The sequence below is a fragment of the Pseudomonas morbosilactucae genome (genome assembly GCF_023241715.1).
GTDB classification, from domain to species: Bacteria; Pseudomonadota; Gammaproteobacteria; order Pseudomonadales; family Pseudomonadaceae; genus Aquipseudomonas; species Aquipseudomonas morbosilactucae.
Map to the genome: position 1 here is coordinate 180712 of NZ_JALQCW010000004.1, position 14667 is coordinate 195378.

11 protein-coding genes are annotated in these 14667 nt (G+C 65.9%); 8 read left to right on the forward strand and 3 right to left on the reverse strand.

What is annotated here, in order from left to right; all coding sequences use genetic code 11:
• Positions 1-31 precede the first annotated feature (31 nt).
• Both M1B34_RS02115 and M1B34_RS02120 read left to right on the forward strand, forming a co-directional pair.
• Entirely contained in the window at positions 32-1120 is a 1089-nt protein-coding gene (locus M1B34_RS02115; RefSeq protein ID WP_268264335.1) for a polyamine ABC transporter substrate-binding protein, read from the forward strand.
• Positions 1117-2415 carry an NAD(P)/FAD-dependent oxidoreductase gene (locus tag M1B34_RS02120; RefSeq protein WP_268264336.1) on the forward strand — a complete coding sequence of 433 codons (1299 nt, stop codon included), beginning with the start codon at positions 1117-1119 and terminating at the stop codon, positions 2413-2415. The genes M1B34_RS02115 and M1B34_RS02120 overlap by 4 nt, the downstream gene beginning before the upstream one ends.
• A gap of 10 nt (positions 2416-2425) precedes the next feature.
• Here M1B34_RS02120 and M1B34_RS02125 read toward each other — a convergent pair whose 3' ends face one another.
• Positions 2426-3379, reverse strand: coding sequence for an alpha/beta fold hydrolase (locus M1B34_RS02125; protein WP_268261520.1), 954 nt, complete (start codon positions 3377-3379; stop codon positions 2426-2428).
• A gap of 212 nt (positions 3380-3591) precedes the next feature.
• On the opposite strand from M1B34_RS02125, the gene M1B34_RS02130 reads away from it, so the two are divergent.
• Together M1B34_RS02130 and M1B34_RS02135 are read left to right on the forward strand one after the other, a co-directional pair.
• Positions 3592-6558, forward strand: coding sequence for a LodA/GoxA family CTQ-dependent oxidase (locus tag M1B34_RS02130; RefSeq protein WP_268264337.1), 2967 nt, complete (start codon positions 3592-3594; stop codon positions 6556-6558).
• Entirely contained in the window at positions 6558-7670 is a 1113-nt protein-coding gene (locus M1B34_RS02135) for an FAD-dependent monooxygenase (RefSeq protein WP_268264338.1), read from the forward strand. Before M1B34_RS02130 ends, M1B34_RS02135 begins: the two co-directional genes overlap by 1 nt.
• A gap of 7 nt (positions 7671-7677) precedes the next feature.
• Here the strand turns inward: M1B34_RS02135 and M1B34_RS02140 are convergent, their stop codons facing one another.
• On the reverse strand, positions 7678-8862 hold the full coding sequence (locus M1B34_RS02140; RefSeq protein WP_268264339.1) for an MFS transporter: 1185 nt from the start codon (positions 8860-8862) through the stop codon (positions 7678-7680).
• A gap of 44 nt (positions 8863-8906) precedes the next feature.
• Positions 8907-9656, reverse strand: coding sequence for a TetR/AcrR family transcriptional regulator (locus M1B34_RS02145; RefSeq protein WP_123333011.1), 750 nt, complete (start codon positions 9654-9656; stop codon positions 8907-8909).
• Between the two features lie 346 nt (positions 9657-10002).
• Here M1B34_RS02145 and M1B34_RS02150 point away from each other — a divergent pair, with 346 nt between their 5' ends.
• From M1B34_RS02150 to M1B34_RS02165, 4 genes are read left to right on the forward strand one after another with little or no spacing between them, the layout of a single operon-like run.
• Positions 10003-10707 (forward strand): ABC transporter ATP-binding protein, encoded by a 705-nt coding sequence (locus tag M1B34_RS02150; RefSeq protein WP_268261516.1) that lies wholly within the window; start codon positions 10003-10005, stop codon positions 10705-10707.
• Positions 10704-11903 (forward strand): ABC transporter permease, encoded by a 1200-nt coding sequence (locus tag M1B34_RS02155; protein WP_268264340.1) that lies wholly within the window; start codon positions 10704-10706, stop codon positions 11901-11903. The genes M1B34_RS02150 and M1B34_RS02155 overlap by 4 nt, the downstream gene beginning before the upstream one ends.
• A complete protein-coding gene (locus tag M1B34_RS02160) occupies positions 11896-13383 on the forward strand; it encodes a TolC family protein (protein WP_268264341.1) in 1488 nt (495 codons plus the stop codon). Before M1B34_RS02155 ends, M1B34_RS02160 begins: the two co-directional genes overlap by 8 nt.
• Positions 13373-14650 (forward strand): efflux RND transporter periplasmic adaptor subunit, encoded by a 1278-nt coding sequence (locus M1B34_RS02165; RefSeq protein WP_268264342.1) that lies wholly within the window; start codon positions 13373-13375, stop codon positions 14648-14650. Before M1B34_RS02160 ends, M1B34_RS02165 begins: the two co-directional genes overlap by 11 nt.
• Positions 14651-14667: the final 17 nt, after the last annotated feature.

The window sequence follows — 14667 nt, forward strand, 5'->3', positions numbered from 1 at the left end:
TAACCTGCAAACAACCCGAAGAGGTGTCGATATGCGTCTATTCAAAGCAGTGGTTCCGGCGGCCCTGGCCGTTCTGTGCAGCGGCCTGGCCCAGGCCGCGCCCAGCGTCAGCGTGTACAACTGGACCGATTACATCGGCGAGACCACCCTCGCCGACTTCCAGGCCAAGACCGGGATCAAGGTGGTCTACGACGTCTTCGACTCCAACGAAACCCTGGAGGGCAAGTTGCTGGCCGGGCGCACCGGCTACGACGTGGTGGTGCCGTCCAACCACTTCCTGGCGCGCCAGGTCAAGGCCGGGGCCTTCCTCAAGCTGGACCGCGCGCAGTTGCCCAACTGGCAGAACCTGGACCCGAAACTCCTGGCCCTGCTGGAGAAAAACGACCCGGGCAACCTGCATTCGGTGCCTTACCTGTGGGGCACCAACGGCATCGGCTACAACGTCGACAAGGTCAAACAGGTGCTGGGCATCGACAAGATCGACTCCTGGGCGGTGCTGTTCGAACCGGAAAACCTAAAAAAGCTCAGCCAGTGCGGGGTGTCGATGATGGACTCGCCGGACGAAGTCTTCCCGGCGGTGCTCAACTACCTGGGCCTGGACCCGCGCAGCGAGAAAACCGAGGACTATCAAAAGGCCGAGGCCAAGCTCCTGGCGATCCGCCCTTACATCACCTACTTCCACTCCTCCAAGTACGTCAGCGACCTGGCCAACGGCAATATCTGCGTGGCCTTCGGCTACTCCGGTGACGTGTTCCAGGCCGCCAACCGGGCCAAGGAAGCCAAGAACGGGGTGAACGTGGCCTACTCCATTCCCAAGGAAGGCAGCAACCTGTGGTTCGATCTGCTGGCCATTCCCGCCGACGCCGGCAACGTCAAGGAGGCCCACGCCTTCATCAACTACCTGCTGGACCCGCAAGTGATCGCCAAGGTCAGCGCCTACGTCGGCTACGCCAACCCCAACCCGGCGGCCAAACCGTTCATGGACCCTGAGCTGGTGAACAACCCCGAGGTCTATCCGCCGCAAGAGGTGCTGGACAAGCTCTACATCTCCAGCACCCCGAGCCCGGCCATCATGCGTGTGATGACCCGCTCCTGGAGCAAAGTGAAGTCCAACAAATGAGCAGGCCCAACCTGGAACACGCCCGCTCCTACTACGCGGCCTCGGCCCGATCCATGGCCGATTACCCGGCCCTGGACGGCGACCTGCAGGCCGACGTGTGTGTGGTCGGCGGCGGCTTTACCGGGGTCAACGCGGCCATTGAACTGGCCGAGCGCGGGCTTTCGGTGGTGCTGCTCGAAGGCCAGCGCATCGGCTGGGGCGCCAGCGGGCGCAACGGCGGGCAACTGATCCGTGGCATCGGCCACGACGTCAGTGGTTTTGTCCGCTACGTCGGCGAACAGGGGGTGCAGTACCTGCAACGGGCGGGGATCGATTCGGTGGCCCTGGTGGCCGAACGCATCGCCCGCTACAGCATCGACTGCGACCTGCGCTGGGGCTTTTGCGAGTTAGCCAATACCCCGGCCCAGTTCACGGCATTCAAGGCCGAGCAAGCGAGCCTGGCCGCCCTGGGTTACACCTACGACACCCACCTGGTGAACCGTGCCGACATGGCCCAGGTGGTGGGTTCTTCGGCCTACGCCGGAGGGCTGGTGGACATGGGTTCCGGCCACCTGCACCCGTTGGACCTGGTGCAGGGCGAGGCGCGGGTGGCCGCGGCGCTGGGGGTCAAGGTGTTTGAGCGCAGTCCGGTGCTGGAGCTGGTCCACGGCGAAACCGTGCAGGTGCGGTGCGCGACGGGCACGGTGCGTGCCGGCAGCCTGGTGCTGGCCTGCAACGCGCACCTGGACGATCTGGAACCGCGCCTGAGTGGCAAGGTGCTGCCGGCGGGCAGCTACATCATCGCTACTGCCCCCTTGCCCGAGGCCCTGGCCGCGCAACTGATTCCGCAGAACCTGGCGCTGTGCGACCAGAAAGTCGGCCTCGACTACTACCGGCTTTCGGCAGACCGGCGCTTGCTGTTCGGCGGCGCCTGCCACTACTCCGGGCGGGACCCGACGGACATCGCCGGTTATATGCGGCCGAAGATGCTCAAGGTGTTCCCGCAACTGGCGGACGTGGCCATCGACTACCAGTGGGGCGGCAAGATCGGCATCACCGCCAATCGTTTCCCCCAGGTCGGCCGGCTGCGCCAGTACCCCAACGTGTTTTATGCCCAGGGCTATTCCGGGCACGGCTTGAACGTGACCCACTGGAGCGCCCGGCTGCTGGCCGAAGCCATCCATGCCGGACACAGCCAGGGCCTGGATATTTTCAGCGCAGTGCCGCACATGACCTTCCCCGGCGGCCCGGCCTTGCGCGCGCCGTTGCTGGCCCTGGGCATGCTCTGGCATCGCCTGCGGGAAACCCTCGGCTAGGGCCGGCGTATCAGCGGGGCGGATAGGTACGACTGAGGAACGCCAGCAGGTGGCGATTCACCTCGTCCCCCTGCTCGCTCTGGATCCAGTGCCCGCAGTCCGCCAGCACCTGGGTTTCCAGATGCGGCACGCTGTCGGGCATGCGCTTCAGGGTGTGGGCTTCAAGCACGCCGACCGGGTCCTGGTCGCCGATCAGGAACAAGGTGGGCTGCGTCACCTGGGCCCCGGCCAGAAACTCGCTGCGCTGCCAGTTGCGTTCAAAGTTGCGGTACCAGTTCAGGGCCCCGCGAAACCCCCGACCGGCAAAGCTCTGGCGATAGCGGGCAAAGTCCGCCTCGCTGCACCAGGCCGGCAACCCGCTCGGCACCTGGATCCCGTCGAACAGGCGGGCGTCAGCCGGGCGTGGTTGCAGCAGCGCCCCGGCATTGCCCATAAACAGGCGCAATGAGGCGTCGAGGTCCGCGTCCATCTCGGCCTCGGCCACCCCCGGCGTCTGGAAATAGAGGATGTAGTTGAAACGCTCGCCATGCAGTTCGCGCATGATCTCGGTGGCCGGGCGTCTTGGACGCCCGGCAAAAGGCACCGACAAGGTCACCAGGGCCTGGATGCGCTCCGGTTCCAGCAGGGCCAGGTACCAGGCCAGCATGGCGCCCCAGTCGTGCCCGACCATCGCCACCTGGCGCTGGCCGAAGGCGTCCATGGCGCCCTGAATGTCGGCGCACAGGGTCAGCAGGTCGTAATCCTCCACCGCGTCGGGCGCATCGCTGGCGCCGTAACCGCGCAGCTCCGGGACAAACACCCGGTAACCGGCGGCCACCAGTGCCGGCACCTGACGCCGCCAGGAGTACCAGCACTCGGGAAAGCCATGCAGCAGCCACACGGGGCGACCGTGTTCGGGGCCGGCCACTTGCACACTCAAGCGGATGCCGTTGACGTTCAGAACATGCTGTTGGTACGGGTCCATCGCGGTCTCCCTTAAAGCCCTGCGCACGCGCCGAACCCTAGCAGAACCCCGGCCGGCTCCTGAGCAGTATTCACCTGTCGAATGACTCCGCCCGGCCCTTGCCCGCGCTCGGTATCAACAAGATTTACACGGAAATGGCGCAATGACATTAGGCAGCTATAGTGCTTTGGCTGAGCCGACAGACGGCTCGAACCACAGCAAGGAGCGATGCCATGAGCAAGGACACCTATCTGCCACCCCCGTGTTTTGATCAGCCTGAACAAGCCCCCGAACGCCTGACGGAAATGTTCGTCGATATCGTGCAGAAAAAACGCATCGACCTGGGGCAGCACCCTGCCGAACGGGCGGTGTTTCGCAAGCTGCACGGCGTCGCCCACGGGCGCCTGGAGATGTGCAAGGACATTCCCGATGAACTGAAAGTCGGGGTCTTCGCCCATCAAAGCCTGCAGGCCTGGGTACGGTTTTCCAGCGACACCACGCCCACGTCCCCCGACCTGGGCAGCACCCTGGGCATCGGCATCAAGCTGTTCGGCGTGCCCGGCCCCAAGGCCCTGGGGGATGACGGCGACACCGCCGATTTCATCATGCAGAACTTCCCGGTGTTCTTTGTCGACAACGCCCAGGAAATGGTCGAGTTCACCTACGCCGGCGTGGTCGCCCAGGATTACCCCGGTTACCTGAAGAAACACCCCAAGACCAACGACATCCTCAACCGCATGGGCCGCACCATCGAAGGCAGCGTGCTGACCACCCAGTACTGGGCGATCCTGCCGTTCCATTCCGGCGAGCAGCGCTACGTCAAGTTCCGCCTGGACCCCGAGACCCCGGCGGAGAACGTCGCCAACAACCAGCTCGACTACCTGGCGGTGGACCTGGGCCAGCGCCTGTCCCAGCGCGAATACCGCTTCCGCTTCATGGTGCAGTTGCGCACCAACGACGCCAGCATGCCCCTGGACCAGGCCACCGTGGAGTGGCCGGAAGCCGAAAGCCCCTTCGTCCACGTGGCGACCCTGACCCTGGCGCAACAGGACGTCAGCGAGCGCGGCCAGGCCGAATACGGCCAGGGCCTGGGGTTCAACATCTGGCGCCTGCCCCTGGAGCAGACCCCGGTGGGTTCCATCGCTGAGGCGCGCAAAATGGCCTACGCCGCAGGTGCACACCTGCGCCATGAAGCCAACGGCCAGAGCCTGCAGGACCCGCCCCAGCCGCGCCCGGCACGCTGCCCCTTTGCCCCGGCCGCGGACACCCGGGTGGATCGGCCCGAGCCCGAGGTCAAGGATCAGTGCATCGTCAAGGCGGTGATTTACCCGGCAATCGGCGTGGCCCGTGTGGGCAATAGCCAGACAGAATGGTTCGTCGGCCCCGAAGTGCCCAACCCGGCCCCGGAAAAACCAGGTTTCTACCGTGACGCCAAGAAGGCCCTGAAACGCCAGGCCGCGCGCTTTCGCGTGTACGGGGTCAATGCCAAGGGCGAGATCGTCCGCGAACTGACCCCGGATAACGCCAAAATCCAATGGCAGGTGCAACTGGCCAACACCAAGGCCGCCTGGTACGGCTTCCAGCTGGCCCTGGACATTCCCGAAGCCGCCTCGGCGCCGCCTAGCACCCTGCGCAACGCCGCCGTGGCCGACCGTACTCGCCTGGCCATCACCCCCAAGGCGCGCAGCGTCACGGGCAAGGATTCCAAGGTGCAACGTTTCGACGACGGCCAATTCATGGGCACCCCGGTGTACCTGGGGGAAATCTTCACCGACAAACAGGGGCGGCTGGTGGTGCTTGGCGGCCATGGCGTGTCTGCGTCCTGGGACGACAGCCGGGCCATCACCTTCGCCAACAACGAAGGCTGGCACGACGATGTCTCCGATGGCCCGGTAACAGCCCAGGTGACCCTGGACGGCAAGGCGTTGCTGGTGGACCCGGCCTGGATCATCGTCGGCCCGCCCAACTTCGGGCCCCAGCGCAAATCCGTGCGCACCATGTGGGACCTGATGCGCGACGTGGCCATCGACGCCGGCACCCTGGCGTGCCCGAGCCGGCCGAGTTTCACCCTGGAGATCCTGCCGATCTTCGAGCGCATGGCCGGTTTGCAATGGGTCAACGCCGGCTTTGCCGCAGGCTTCGGCTGGAAAGGCGTGAACGACCTGAGCAGCCCCGAAACCCTGGCGCGCCTGGCCGATGGCAGCACCGCCAACCACGACTGGCGACACAGCATCGCCAACCAGTTCCGCAACTACGAGGTGGACAGCTGGTCACCCAAGCCCTGGCCGTGGATCTACGGCGACGCCATGGCCGTGCCGGCGGCCCACACGCCGCGGCAGAACAGCACCCTGGGCAAGACCCAGATGGCCCTGTTGTGGGAGTGGGCCGCGGGTAACTTCGTTGAAGACTACGACCCCGAGCGTGTATGGCCCCAGGACATCGACAACGTGCCCCTGGCCGAACGAGGCGACACCCTGACCCGCGCCGCCCTGGAGTTCTGCCTGGCGGATGCCTTCCACCCCGGTTGCGAAATCACCTGGCCGGTGCGCAGCAGCACGATGTACATGGCCCCGTTCCGCCTGGCCCACGCCCTCGACGGCTGGGTCGCCCCGGGCCTGGGAGAGGTGTTCACCAGCGACTGGCTGACCATTCCCAACGGCCCGTTGTACGGCCAGCAGGCCGGGGGCCTGACGCGCTGGATGGCGGTGCCCTGGCAGACGGACTCGGCCAGCTGCCGCTCCGGCTACGACAAGAACTACGACCCCTATGTGCCGAGTTTCTGGCCGGCGCGGGTGCCCAATGAGGTGCTGACCAAGCACAACTACCGCATCGTCATGGACGAGGAAAAACCCCTTGGCGAACGCCTTGCCGCCTTCGCCAACCGCGCGGCCTGGATCGACCCGCTGGGCAGCACCAGCTACACCGACCAGATCAACAACATGATTCACCACTTCGATCACCTGGGCGTGGTGGAGGTGCACCCGGGGCCCAGTGATCGCGAGCATTTCCCGGCTGTGATCGAGGTCGAGGACCAGCACCTGCCAATTCCCGATCAGCCCAACCCGAGTGCCAAGCCCCACACCACGTCCGAGGAGCACACGGCCTTGCAGGTCGGGGCGATCACCGGCACCCGAGCAGAATCGGTGGACATCATGACCATCGAGAAAGTCCGGCGCTTCCCACGCGGGCTGCCCGGCTGATGGCCGCCAGCAATCGGCTGAACGCCGATGTGCTGGTGCTGGGCGCGGGGCCGGCGGCGTGCACGCTGGCCTTGAACCTGGCGCCCCAAGCCAGGGTGTTGCTGGTGGACAAAGCGCTGGAGCCCTTCGCCGGGTTGGGTGAATCGCTGCCGGCGGCTGCCGGGCGGCTGCTGCGGGACATGGGCCTGCAGCAGGCGTTTTTGCAGCAGGGCCACCCGCCCTGCTACAGCACCCGCAGCACCTGGGGCACGGACAAGCCGATGCAGCAGGACGCGTTGCGCAACCTTGACGGTCCGGGCTGGCACCTGGACCGGCCACGCTTTGATGCCTGGCTGGCGACGGTGGCCCAGGCCCGCGGGGCCGCCTTGTTGCAGCAGACCCGGATTCTTCGGGTGCACCCGCGCCCTGACGAGGAACATCCCTGGTGCGTGGCGTTGCAGCGCCAGGGGCGAACCTTCGAGGTGCAGTGTCGGGTGTTGGTGGATGCCAGCGGACGCGGCAGTTGGCTGGCTCGGCACTTGGGCGCCCAGCGCCGGGTCAGCGACAAGCTGGTGTGTGGCTGGCTGCTGGGCAAGGACCGGGCGGACAGCGATGGCATCAGCGACCTGTGGGCGGAAGCGCAGGGTTGGTGGTACAGCGCAACGTTGCCCGGCGGGCAGCGCCTGGTGAATTTCTACACCGACGCGGACCTGCCGGCCGCCGCCAGCGCCCACTCCGGGCAGGCGTTACTGGCTCGGCTGGCGGACAGCGCCCTGCCCCATCTCCTTGACCCCGGACAGGCGCCGCGCAGTGGTTTTTGCGCGGCCCACAGTGCCCGCCTCGACCGCTGTTGCGGCCCCGGCTGGCTGGCGGTGGGCGATGCGGCACTGGCGTTCGATCCACTGTCGGCCCAGGGGCTGTTCAATGCGCTGTACACCGGTTTGGCCGGCGCTGAAACGGCCTATCGCTGCCTGCAAGGGCAGCCTTCGGCGCTGACGGATTACGCGGCCGAGCTGAACCGCATCGAACAGGCCTACACGGCGCATTTGGGCGCCTGGTACCAGCAGGAACAACGCTGGCAACAGGCACCGTTCTGGCAGCGCCGCCAGGTACGGGCCGTGACCGCGGCCTGAAGCACCCTTACGCAGCCGGCAACGGCTGCGTCCTGGCCCGTAGCTGCAAAAACAGCATCAACAACAGGGCCGGCACAATCACCAGGCTCGCGGTCATCATGGCCGAGGCCACGCCGCTGCTGGCCAGGCTGTGCCCACCGGCAATCACCCCAACCCCGATGGCAGCATTCAGCACTGCGGTGTGCAGCGCTGCAGCCGGCACGGTATCGGGCCCGGCAATGCGCAGCACCCAGGTCTGCAAGGCCGTGAACAACGCGGCAATGGAAACGCCCCACAGGCCCAGCAAGCCCACCACCATCGGCAGGCCCAAGGCCGGGCCATAAGCGCCCAGCAGCATCAGGGCCGTGGCCAGCCCCAGCAAGGTCACGAGGATAAACCCCTTGAGGTAGCGATCCAGCAGCAGCGCGCTTAACAGGTTGCCGATAAACCCTGCGGCGCCAAAGGTGAACAACAGGCTGGCAATCAGGTACGGCGTGATGCCCGGCACCTGGCCGATATAGGGTTCGATAAAGGTGTAGGCGGCAAAGTGCGCAGCGGCAGTCAGCCCGGTGATCAGGTAGGTCAGCAGCAGGTCCCGACGCCGCAGCACGGCGCCATAACCGCCGCTCTCGGTCGCGGCTTGCAAGGCCATGGATGGCAGGCTGGCGAACATCGCCACGGCACTGAGCAAACACATCAGCCCCAGCCCGAGGAAGGCCTGGCGCCAACCGTTGTATTGGCCGATCAGGTTGACCAGGGGCACCCCCAGCACAGTAGCCAGGGTGATGCCGCCAAGCACGATCGAGGTGGCCAGGCCCAGGCGCCGAGGCGGCGCAATGCTGGCGGCGGTGGCCGCCACGGTGGCCCAGAACACGCCATGGGCCAACGCGCCCAGAGCACGGGCCGCCAACAAGGAAGGAAAGTTTGCCGACAGCGCCGACAAGGCATTGGCCGCAGCAAGGATCAACATCAGCGCAATCAGCAGGACTTTGCGTGGCACCCGACGACTGAACCAATGGGCCAGCAAGCCACTGGCAGCGCCGATCCAGGCATAGAGGGTCACCGTCAGCCCAAGGGTGGCCGGGTCCTGGCCCAGGTCCGCGGCCATCAGCGATAGCAGGCCGATGGGGGCGAACTCACTGGTGACCATGGTGAATGACGCCAGGCACAACACCGCCACCGCCGACCATACCCGCCACATCCCGTTGACCATCTGTGCTCCCCCTGCGCTGGATGGCGGCGAGTGTAAAACAGCCGTCAGCTGCCGGCGAGTGCGCCCAGGGTCTGCTGACGCAACAAGCGTTGGGTGGCCAGCACCTGCTCCAGGGCCTGTTCGGATTCCGGGTCTTGCATGGGCGCGCGGATGGCCGCCGACACCAGGCTGATCAGCTTGGCCATGACTTCCGCGTCGGTGGCCGGCCGGCCCAGGCTCATGGCCTGCATCAACAGGCGCAGCTCGGTGCCCGCCATGACCCCGGAAATCGCCTTGAGGGCAAATTGCAGGCGCACCCCCAGTTCGTTGCGCGGCAGGTCGGGCAAGGCCAGGGCGAACGCCTTGAAGAAGCGCTCGAATACCGGCTGATAGTGCTCCTTGAGGTACTCCTGGATAAACGGCGAGGTGTCGCTGTAGACCCGGCCCAGAAAGCGGATAAAAGAACGCCCTTCCTGGCCGCCGGATTCGTCGCTGCGCTCCAGGCCCATGGCCGGGGCAAACAGCACCCCCAACAGGGTTTCGCAATCCAGGGGACCGCTGGCCTGTTCTTCACACTTGGCCAGCAGTTCCAGACGCTGATCGTTGAGGGGGCCGAGGCGCTGCATCAGCAGGGCCTTCATCAGCGAATCCTTGTCGCCGAAGTGATAGTTCACGGCTGCCAGGTTGACCTGGGCACGTTCGGTAATCTGTCGCAGCAGCACCGCGTCATAACCGTATTTGATAAACAGTGCTTCGGTGGCTTCCAGCAGTCGGGTCTTGGTGAGGTTGGGGGCACTGAGCTTCTTTGCGACCATGGAGGCTAACCTTTGGCTGGGTAAAAAACTGACCGAGCGAACAGTGTTTTAAAAAAAAATTTGATTTTTTATACCGGTCAAGTCCCCTAAAAGCAAGCGTTTGCCAGACGCCTGGGGTCAGCCCGGGTTTTTCTGACTGGCCGATTTTGCCCGCGCCAGGGTGCAGAAAAACCCGTTTTCCGGGGCCCCGGACGGCTGGCGCAGGCCGTTGTTCGCCGCTACTATTCAAAACAATTTTTTAAAAATAATAAATAAAACCAAGCTTGAGCCTGCCTTCGTCCCTCCTCCGGCTAACCCTGGAGGGCCCCGTTGCCGCAGTGCGTCGAGCCGGATGGCGCGCCAGGCAATGACAGACACCATGGTTGATCCGGGTTTCATCTCCCTGCAAAGCATCGGCAAAAGCTATCGGCTGGCGGAGCAACCGCTGCACATCCTGCAAGACGTCTGCCTGCGCATCGAGGCCGGCGAAAGCTGCGCCATCCTCGGCGCCTCCGGTTCCGGCAAAAGCACCCTGCTGAACATCCTCGGCCTGCTCGACCTGCCCGACAGCGGCCACTACCGCTTTGCCGGCCACGACATTCTCAAAGCCAGCCCGGACCAACTGGCGGCCCTGCGCAATCAACAGATCGGCTTTGTCTTCCAGAGCTTCAACCTACTGCCGCGCCTCAGCGCCCTGGACAATGTCGCCCTGCCCCTGAGCTACCGCGGGGTGCCCCGGGGCGAGTCGCTGCAACGGGCCCGGCATTTGCTGGAACGGGTCGGCCTGGCGGAGCGTGCCGAGCATCGCCCGGCCGACCTTTCCGGCGGCCAGCGCCAACGCGTGGCCATTGCCCGGGCGCTGGTGGGCGAACCCTCGCTGATCCTCGCCGACGAACCCACCGGCAACCTCGACAGCCATACCGCTCAAGACATCATGGACCTGCTCCTGACCTTGAACCGCGAGCGCCGGGTGACCCTGATCATCGTCACCCACGATGCCCAGATCGCCCAGCGCCTGACGCGGCAGATCCGCGTGCACCAAGGCCGCGTGCGGGAGGCCTGCCCGGCATGAACCTCAAGGTCGAGCCCAGCGCCAGCCAGTTGTGCCACGAAGCCTGGATCAGCCTGCGGACCCTGGGCAAGCGCTCGGTCCTGGCCCTGTTGGGGATCGTCATCGGCAGTTCGTCGGTGGTGGCCCTGATCAATATCGGCCACAACGCCGCCGCCGACGCCGCGGCGATCTTCCAGGACATGGGCACCGACACCCTGGCGGTGCAGTTTCCCGAGTCCGGCGGCGTGCGCAGCGGCGCGCCGATCCGTCTGGATATCCCAGCCCTGCAGCAGGCCCTGCCCGGGGTCCGCTACCTGGCGCCGGTGATGCTGTTCAGCGGCCCGGTGCTGTTCCATGGCCGCACCGTCAACGCCAACCTGGTGGGCAGCACCGAACAGTTGCCCGATGCCCTGCGCCTGCGCGTAGAGGCTGGGCGTTTTATCTCGGCCTACGACCGTCATGAAACCTACGCGGTGGTCGGTGCCCAGCTCGCCCGGGCGTTGGGCGCACCAGGCGACCCACTGACCCTGGGGGACCGGATCCGCATCAACGATTACCTGTTCCTGGTGATCGGCATCCTGCAGCACCAGCCGGGTGCTGTTCTGGTGCCGGTACAGGCCGACGACTCGCTGTTCCTACCCCTGGAAGGCATGGGCCGCATCAGCACCACGGCCCAGGTCAGCAACCTGATTGCCCGGGCCGCCCCGGGACAGGACATGGTCACGGTGGCCGGAGCGCTGCGCGAGGCCTTGCAGGGGCAACTGCCGGGGCGGGACGTCGAGGTGCAGATCCCTCAGCAGATCATCGACGGCATGACCCGCCAGAGCCGCACCTTCGGTTACCTGTTGCTGGCCCTGGGGGGCATTTCCCTGGTGGGAGGCGGTGTTGGGGTGATGAACGTGATGTTGATGAACGTTGCCGAACGACGTCGGGAGATCGGCATCCGCATGGCCCTCGGCGCCCGCCGTCGAGACATTCGCAACCTGTTTCTGCTGGAGGCCGTCACCCTCACCGCCCTCGGCGCCCTGTGCGGCGCGGTGCTGGGGCTGCTGGCGGCCTACAGCTATGCGCGGCTCTCGGGATGGCCCTTCAGCCTGGCGCCGCTGGCCTTGCCCCTTGGGGTGGGCAGCACGTTGCTGATCGGCCTGTTCTTCGGCCTCTACCCGGCCGTTGCCGCCTCGCGCCTGCAACCGGTGGAGGCCTTGCGTGATGAATAATCGCCGCCACAGCCTGCTGCTATTACTGCTGCTGAGCCCGGCATGCCTCGCCGCCAAGCCCCTCACCGCCCCGGCGTCGGCCCCGTCCCTGGCCAGTGCCCAGGCTCGCAGTGTGCTGTTGAGCCAGCAACTGACCCAGTTGACCCTGGGCGACGCGGTGTACCTGGGGCTGCGCAATAACCGAGGGATCCGCAGTGCCTACCTGCAACGGGTGGCGCAAAAGTTCGACTTGCGGGTCTCTGAAGACGCCTTCAACCCCAAGCTGCTGATCAATGGCAGCTACCTGAGCAACCAGGGCAGCGATGACCGTGGGCGCGATGCGCGGCTGTCCCCCACCACCAGCCTGCTGGGGCAATACGGCACCCGCCTGAGCATGGCTTGGACCCAGGAACTGAGCCGCGCCGACCGCGCCGGGCGTTACCGCAGCGACGGCCTCGACTTGGCGATCATCCAGCCGCTGCTGCGCGGTGCCGGCTGGGACGTGACCACCGCGCCCCTGCGCCTGGCGCGGATCACCGAGCAGGCCAACCGCCTTAACCTCAAGTCCACGGTGAGCCAGACCATCACCGACATCATCAGCGCCTACCGCGAACTGCTGCGTTCCCAGGAACAATTGAGCATCGTCCAGCAAGCGCTGAAACGCGCCCGCGCCCTGCTGGACGTCAACCGGGCGCTGATTGACGCAGGGCGCATGGCCGAGTTCGAAATCGTCCAGACCGAAGCCGACATCGCCACCCAGGAGCTGGGGGTGGAAGAGGCGCAGAACCAGGTGGACATCAATCGCTTGAGCCTGCTGCGCCTGCTGGCCCTGGACCTGTCGACGCCAATCCGCGCCAGTGAGGCCCTGGAAGCCAGCCGGGTCAGCATCGACCCGCAGCAGGCGCTGCGCCTGGCCCAGGTCCAGCAACCGGAATACCTGGCGACGCTGCTGGGCAGTCAGCAGGCCGACCTGAACCTGGTGATTGCCAAGGACCTGGGCCGCTGGGACGTGTCGCTGGTGGCGGGGGCCAATCAGGTCCGCGACCGCTACGACAACAACGACAGCAATGGCGCGGGGCGGCGCTGGGACAGCTACGCCGGGGTCCAGGTGCAGATTCCCATTGGCGACCTCAGCACCCGCCAAGCCGAAGTGCACGCCCGGGTCGATGTGGAGAACCAGGAAATCCTCCTGGCCGATGCTCGCCAGGCCCTGGAACGCAGCGTCACGGATGTGGTGCGCGACCTCGGCACACGCTGGCGGCAGTACGAAATTGCCCAGCGCGCGGTCGACCTGTCTCAGCGCAAGCTGGAGATCGAGCGGGAAAAGCTCGGCGCCGGACGCTCCAGCAACTTCCAGGTGCTGAGTTATGAGGGCGACCTGCGCAATGCGCAAAATGCGCGGCTGAACGCATTGATTGCCTACCTCAACGCCCAGACCCAGTTGGATCTGACCCTGGGCATGACGCTGGAGAGCTGGGACATTGCCCTCAATGACTACTGACCCGAATAAAAAACGCCGCCTGTACGGCGTGGCGCTGCTGGGCGTGCTGGTGCTGGCCGGTGCCCTCGCGCTCGGCGATCGCAGCAGCAGCACGGCGGGCCCGGTGGCCGAGGGCCGCTGGATCGATGTCCAGCCCACACCACTGGTGCATCAGATTGGCTTGGTGGGCAAGATCGAGCCGCAGCAGACCATCACCCTTAGCGCGCCGTTCGAGGGCAATGTCCTGGCCAATCGGGTGGAACAGGGGCAACGGGTCGAGGCCGGCCAGGTGCTGCTGGAAATGGACCCCAGCCTGCTGCAGATCCAACTGCGCGACGCCCTGTCGGCCCAACTCAAGGCCCGGCGCGCCGTGCAGGAATTGCAGGACTGGAACAATGGCGCCCAGGTGGCGCGAGCCCGGCGCGCCCTGCGCTCGTCGGAAATGGCCCTGGCCAGCTCCGAGCGCAAACTGCGGGAAAGCCAGACCCTGTTTGCCCGAGGCATCATCCCGCGCAACGAACTGGATGACCTGCAGCAGCAGGTGCAGGCCCAGCGTCTGGACCAGGTCGCGGCCCAGGGCGAATTGCAGCAAGCGCTGGCCCAAGGCCAAGGCGAATACCGGCAGATCGCCGAGATGGAACTGACCAACGCCACGGTAAAATACGAGGCCCTGCGCAGCCTGCTGGCGGGCCAGCACGTGCTCGCGCCCTTTGCAGGAATCGTGGTGCCCGCCCCCGGCCTTAACCTGTCCCAAGCGGCGTCGGCCCAGGCCAGTGGCCCGGTGCAGAGCGGCAGTAAAGTCAGCCAGGGCCAGGTGCTGTTCGGCCTGGCCAACATCGAGCGGCTGAAGATTGTCAGCAAGGTCTCGGAGCTGGACATCAACCAACTGCACCCAGGGCAAAGCGTGGAGATTCTCGGCGATGGTTTTGCCGGCGAACGCCTGAAAGGCACCGTGGAGATTGTCAGCAGCCTGGCCCTGGCGGGCGACAGCTCGGGCGGCGGCGCGCAGTTCCCGGTGACCCTGTCGATCCCTGAACTGAGCACCGAGCAACTGCAACAGGTGCGCCTGGGCATGAGCGCACGGCTGACCATCGTCACCTACCGCAACGACCAGGCGCTGATCGTGCCGCCTTCGGCAATCCACCGTGAGGGGGCGAGCTTGAGCCTGGACTACCGCCCGGCGGTGGACCAACCCGCGCGGCGCATCCCCATCAGCACCGGCCAGGCCACACCCGAAGGCGTGGAAGTCCTGGGGCTTTCTGCCGGGCAGGTTCGCCTGCCTGAATGACACTCATCATTCCCAGC

Bases quoted from the DNA above. Each gene is read 5' to 3' on its own strand.
- M1B34_RS02135 (WP_268264338.1), top strand. From the start codon at position 6,558: ATGGCCGCCAGCAATCGGCTGAACGCCGATGTGCTGGTGCTGGGCGCG.
- M1B34_RS02115 (WP_268264335.1), top strand. From the start codon at position 32: ATGCGTCTATTCAAAGCAGTGGTTCCGGCGGCCCTGGCCGTTCTGTGC.
- M1B34_RS02160 (WP_268264341.1), top strand. From the start codon at position 11,896: ATGAATAATCGCCGCCACAGCCTGCTGCTATTACTGCTGCTGAGCCCG.
- M1B34_RS02125 (WP_268261520.1), bottom strand. From the start codon at position 3,379: ATGGACCCGTACCAACAGCATGTTCTGAACGTCAACGGCATCCGCTTG.
- M1B34_RS02165 (WP_268264342.1), top strand. From the start codon at position 13,373: ATGACTACTGACCCGAATAAAAAACGCCGCCTGTACGGCGTGGCGCTG.
- M1B34_RS02155 (WP_268264340.1), top strand. From the start codon at position 10,704: ATGAACCTCAAGGTCGAGCCCAGCGCCAGCCAGTTGTGCCACGAAGCC.
- M1B34_RS02120 (WP_268264336.1), top strand. From the start codon at position 1,117: ATGAGCAGGCCCAACCTGGAACACGCCCGCTCCTACTACGCGGCCTCG.
- M1B34_RS02130 (WP_268264337.1), top strand. From the start codon at position 3,592: ATGAGCAAGGACACCTATCTGCCACCCCCGTGTTTTGATCAGCCTGAA.
- M1B34_RS02145 (WP_123333011.1), bottom strand. From the start codon at position 9,656: ATGGTCGCAAAGAAGCTCAGTGCCCCCAACCTCACCAAGACCCGACTG.
- M1B34_RS02150 (WP_268261516.1), top strand. From the start codon at position 10,003: ATGACAGACACCATGGTTGATCCGGGTTTCATCTCCCTGCAAAGCATC.
- M1B34_RS02140 (WP_268264339.1), bottom strand. From the start codon at position 8,862: ATGGTCAACGGGATGTGGCGGGTATGGTCGGCGGTGGCGGTGTTGTGC.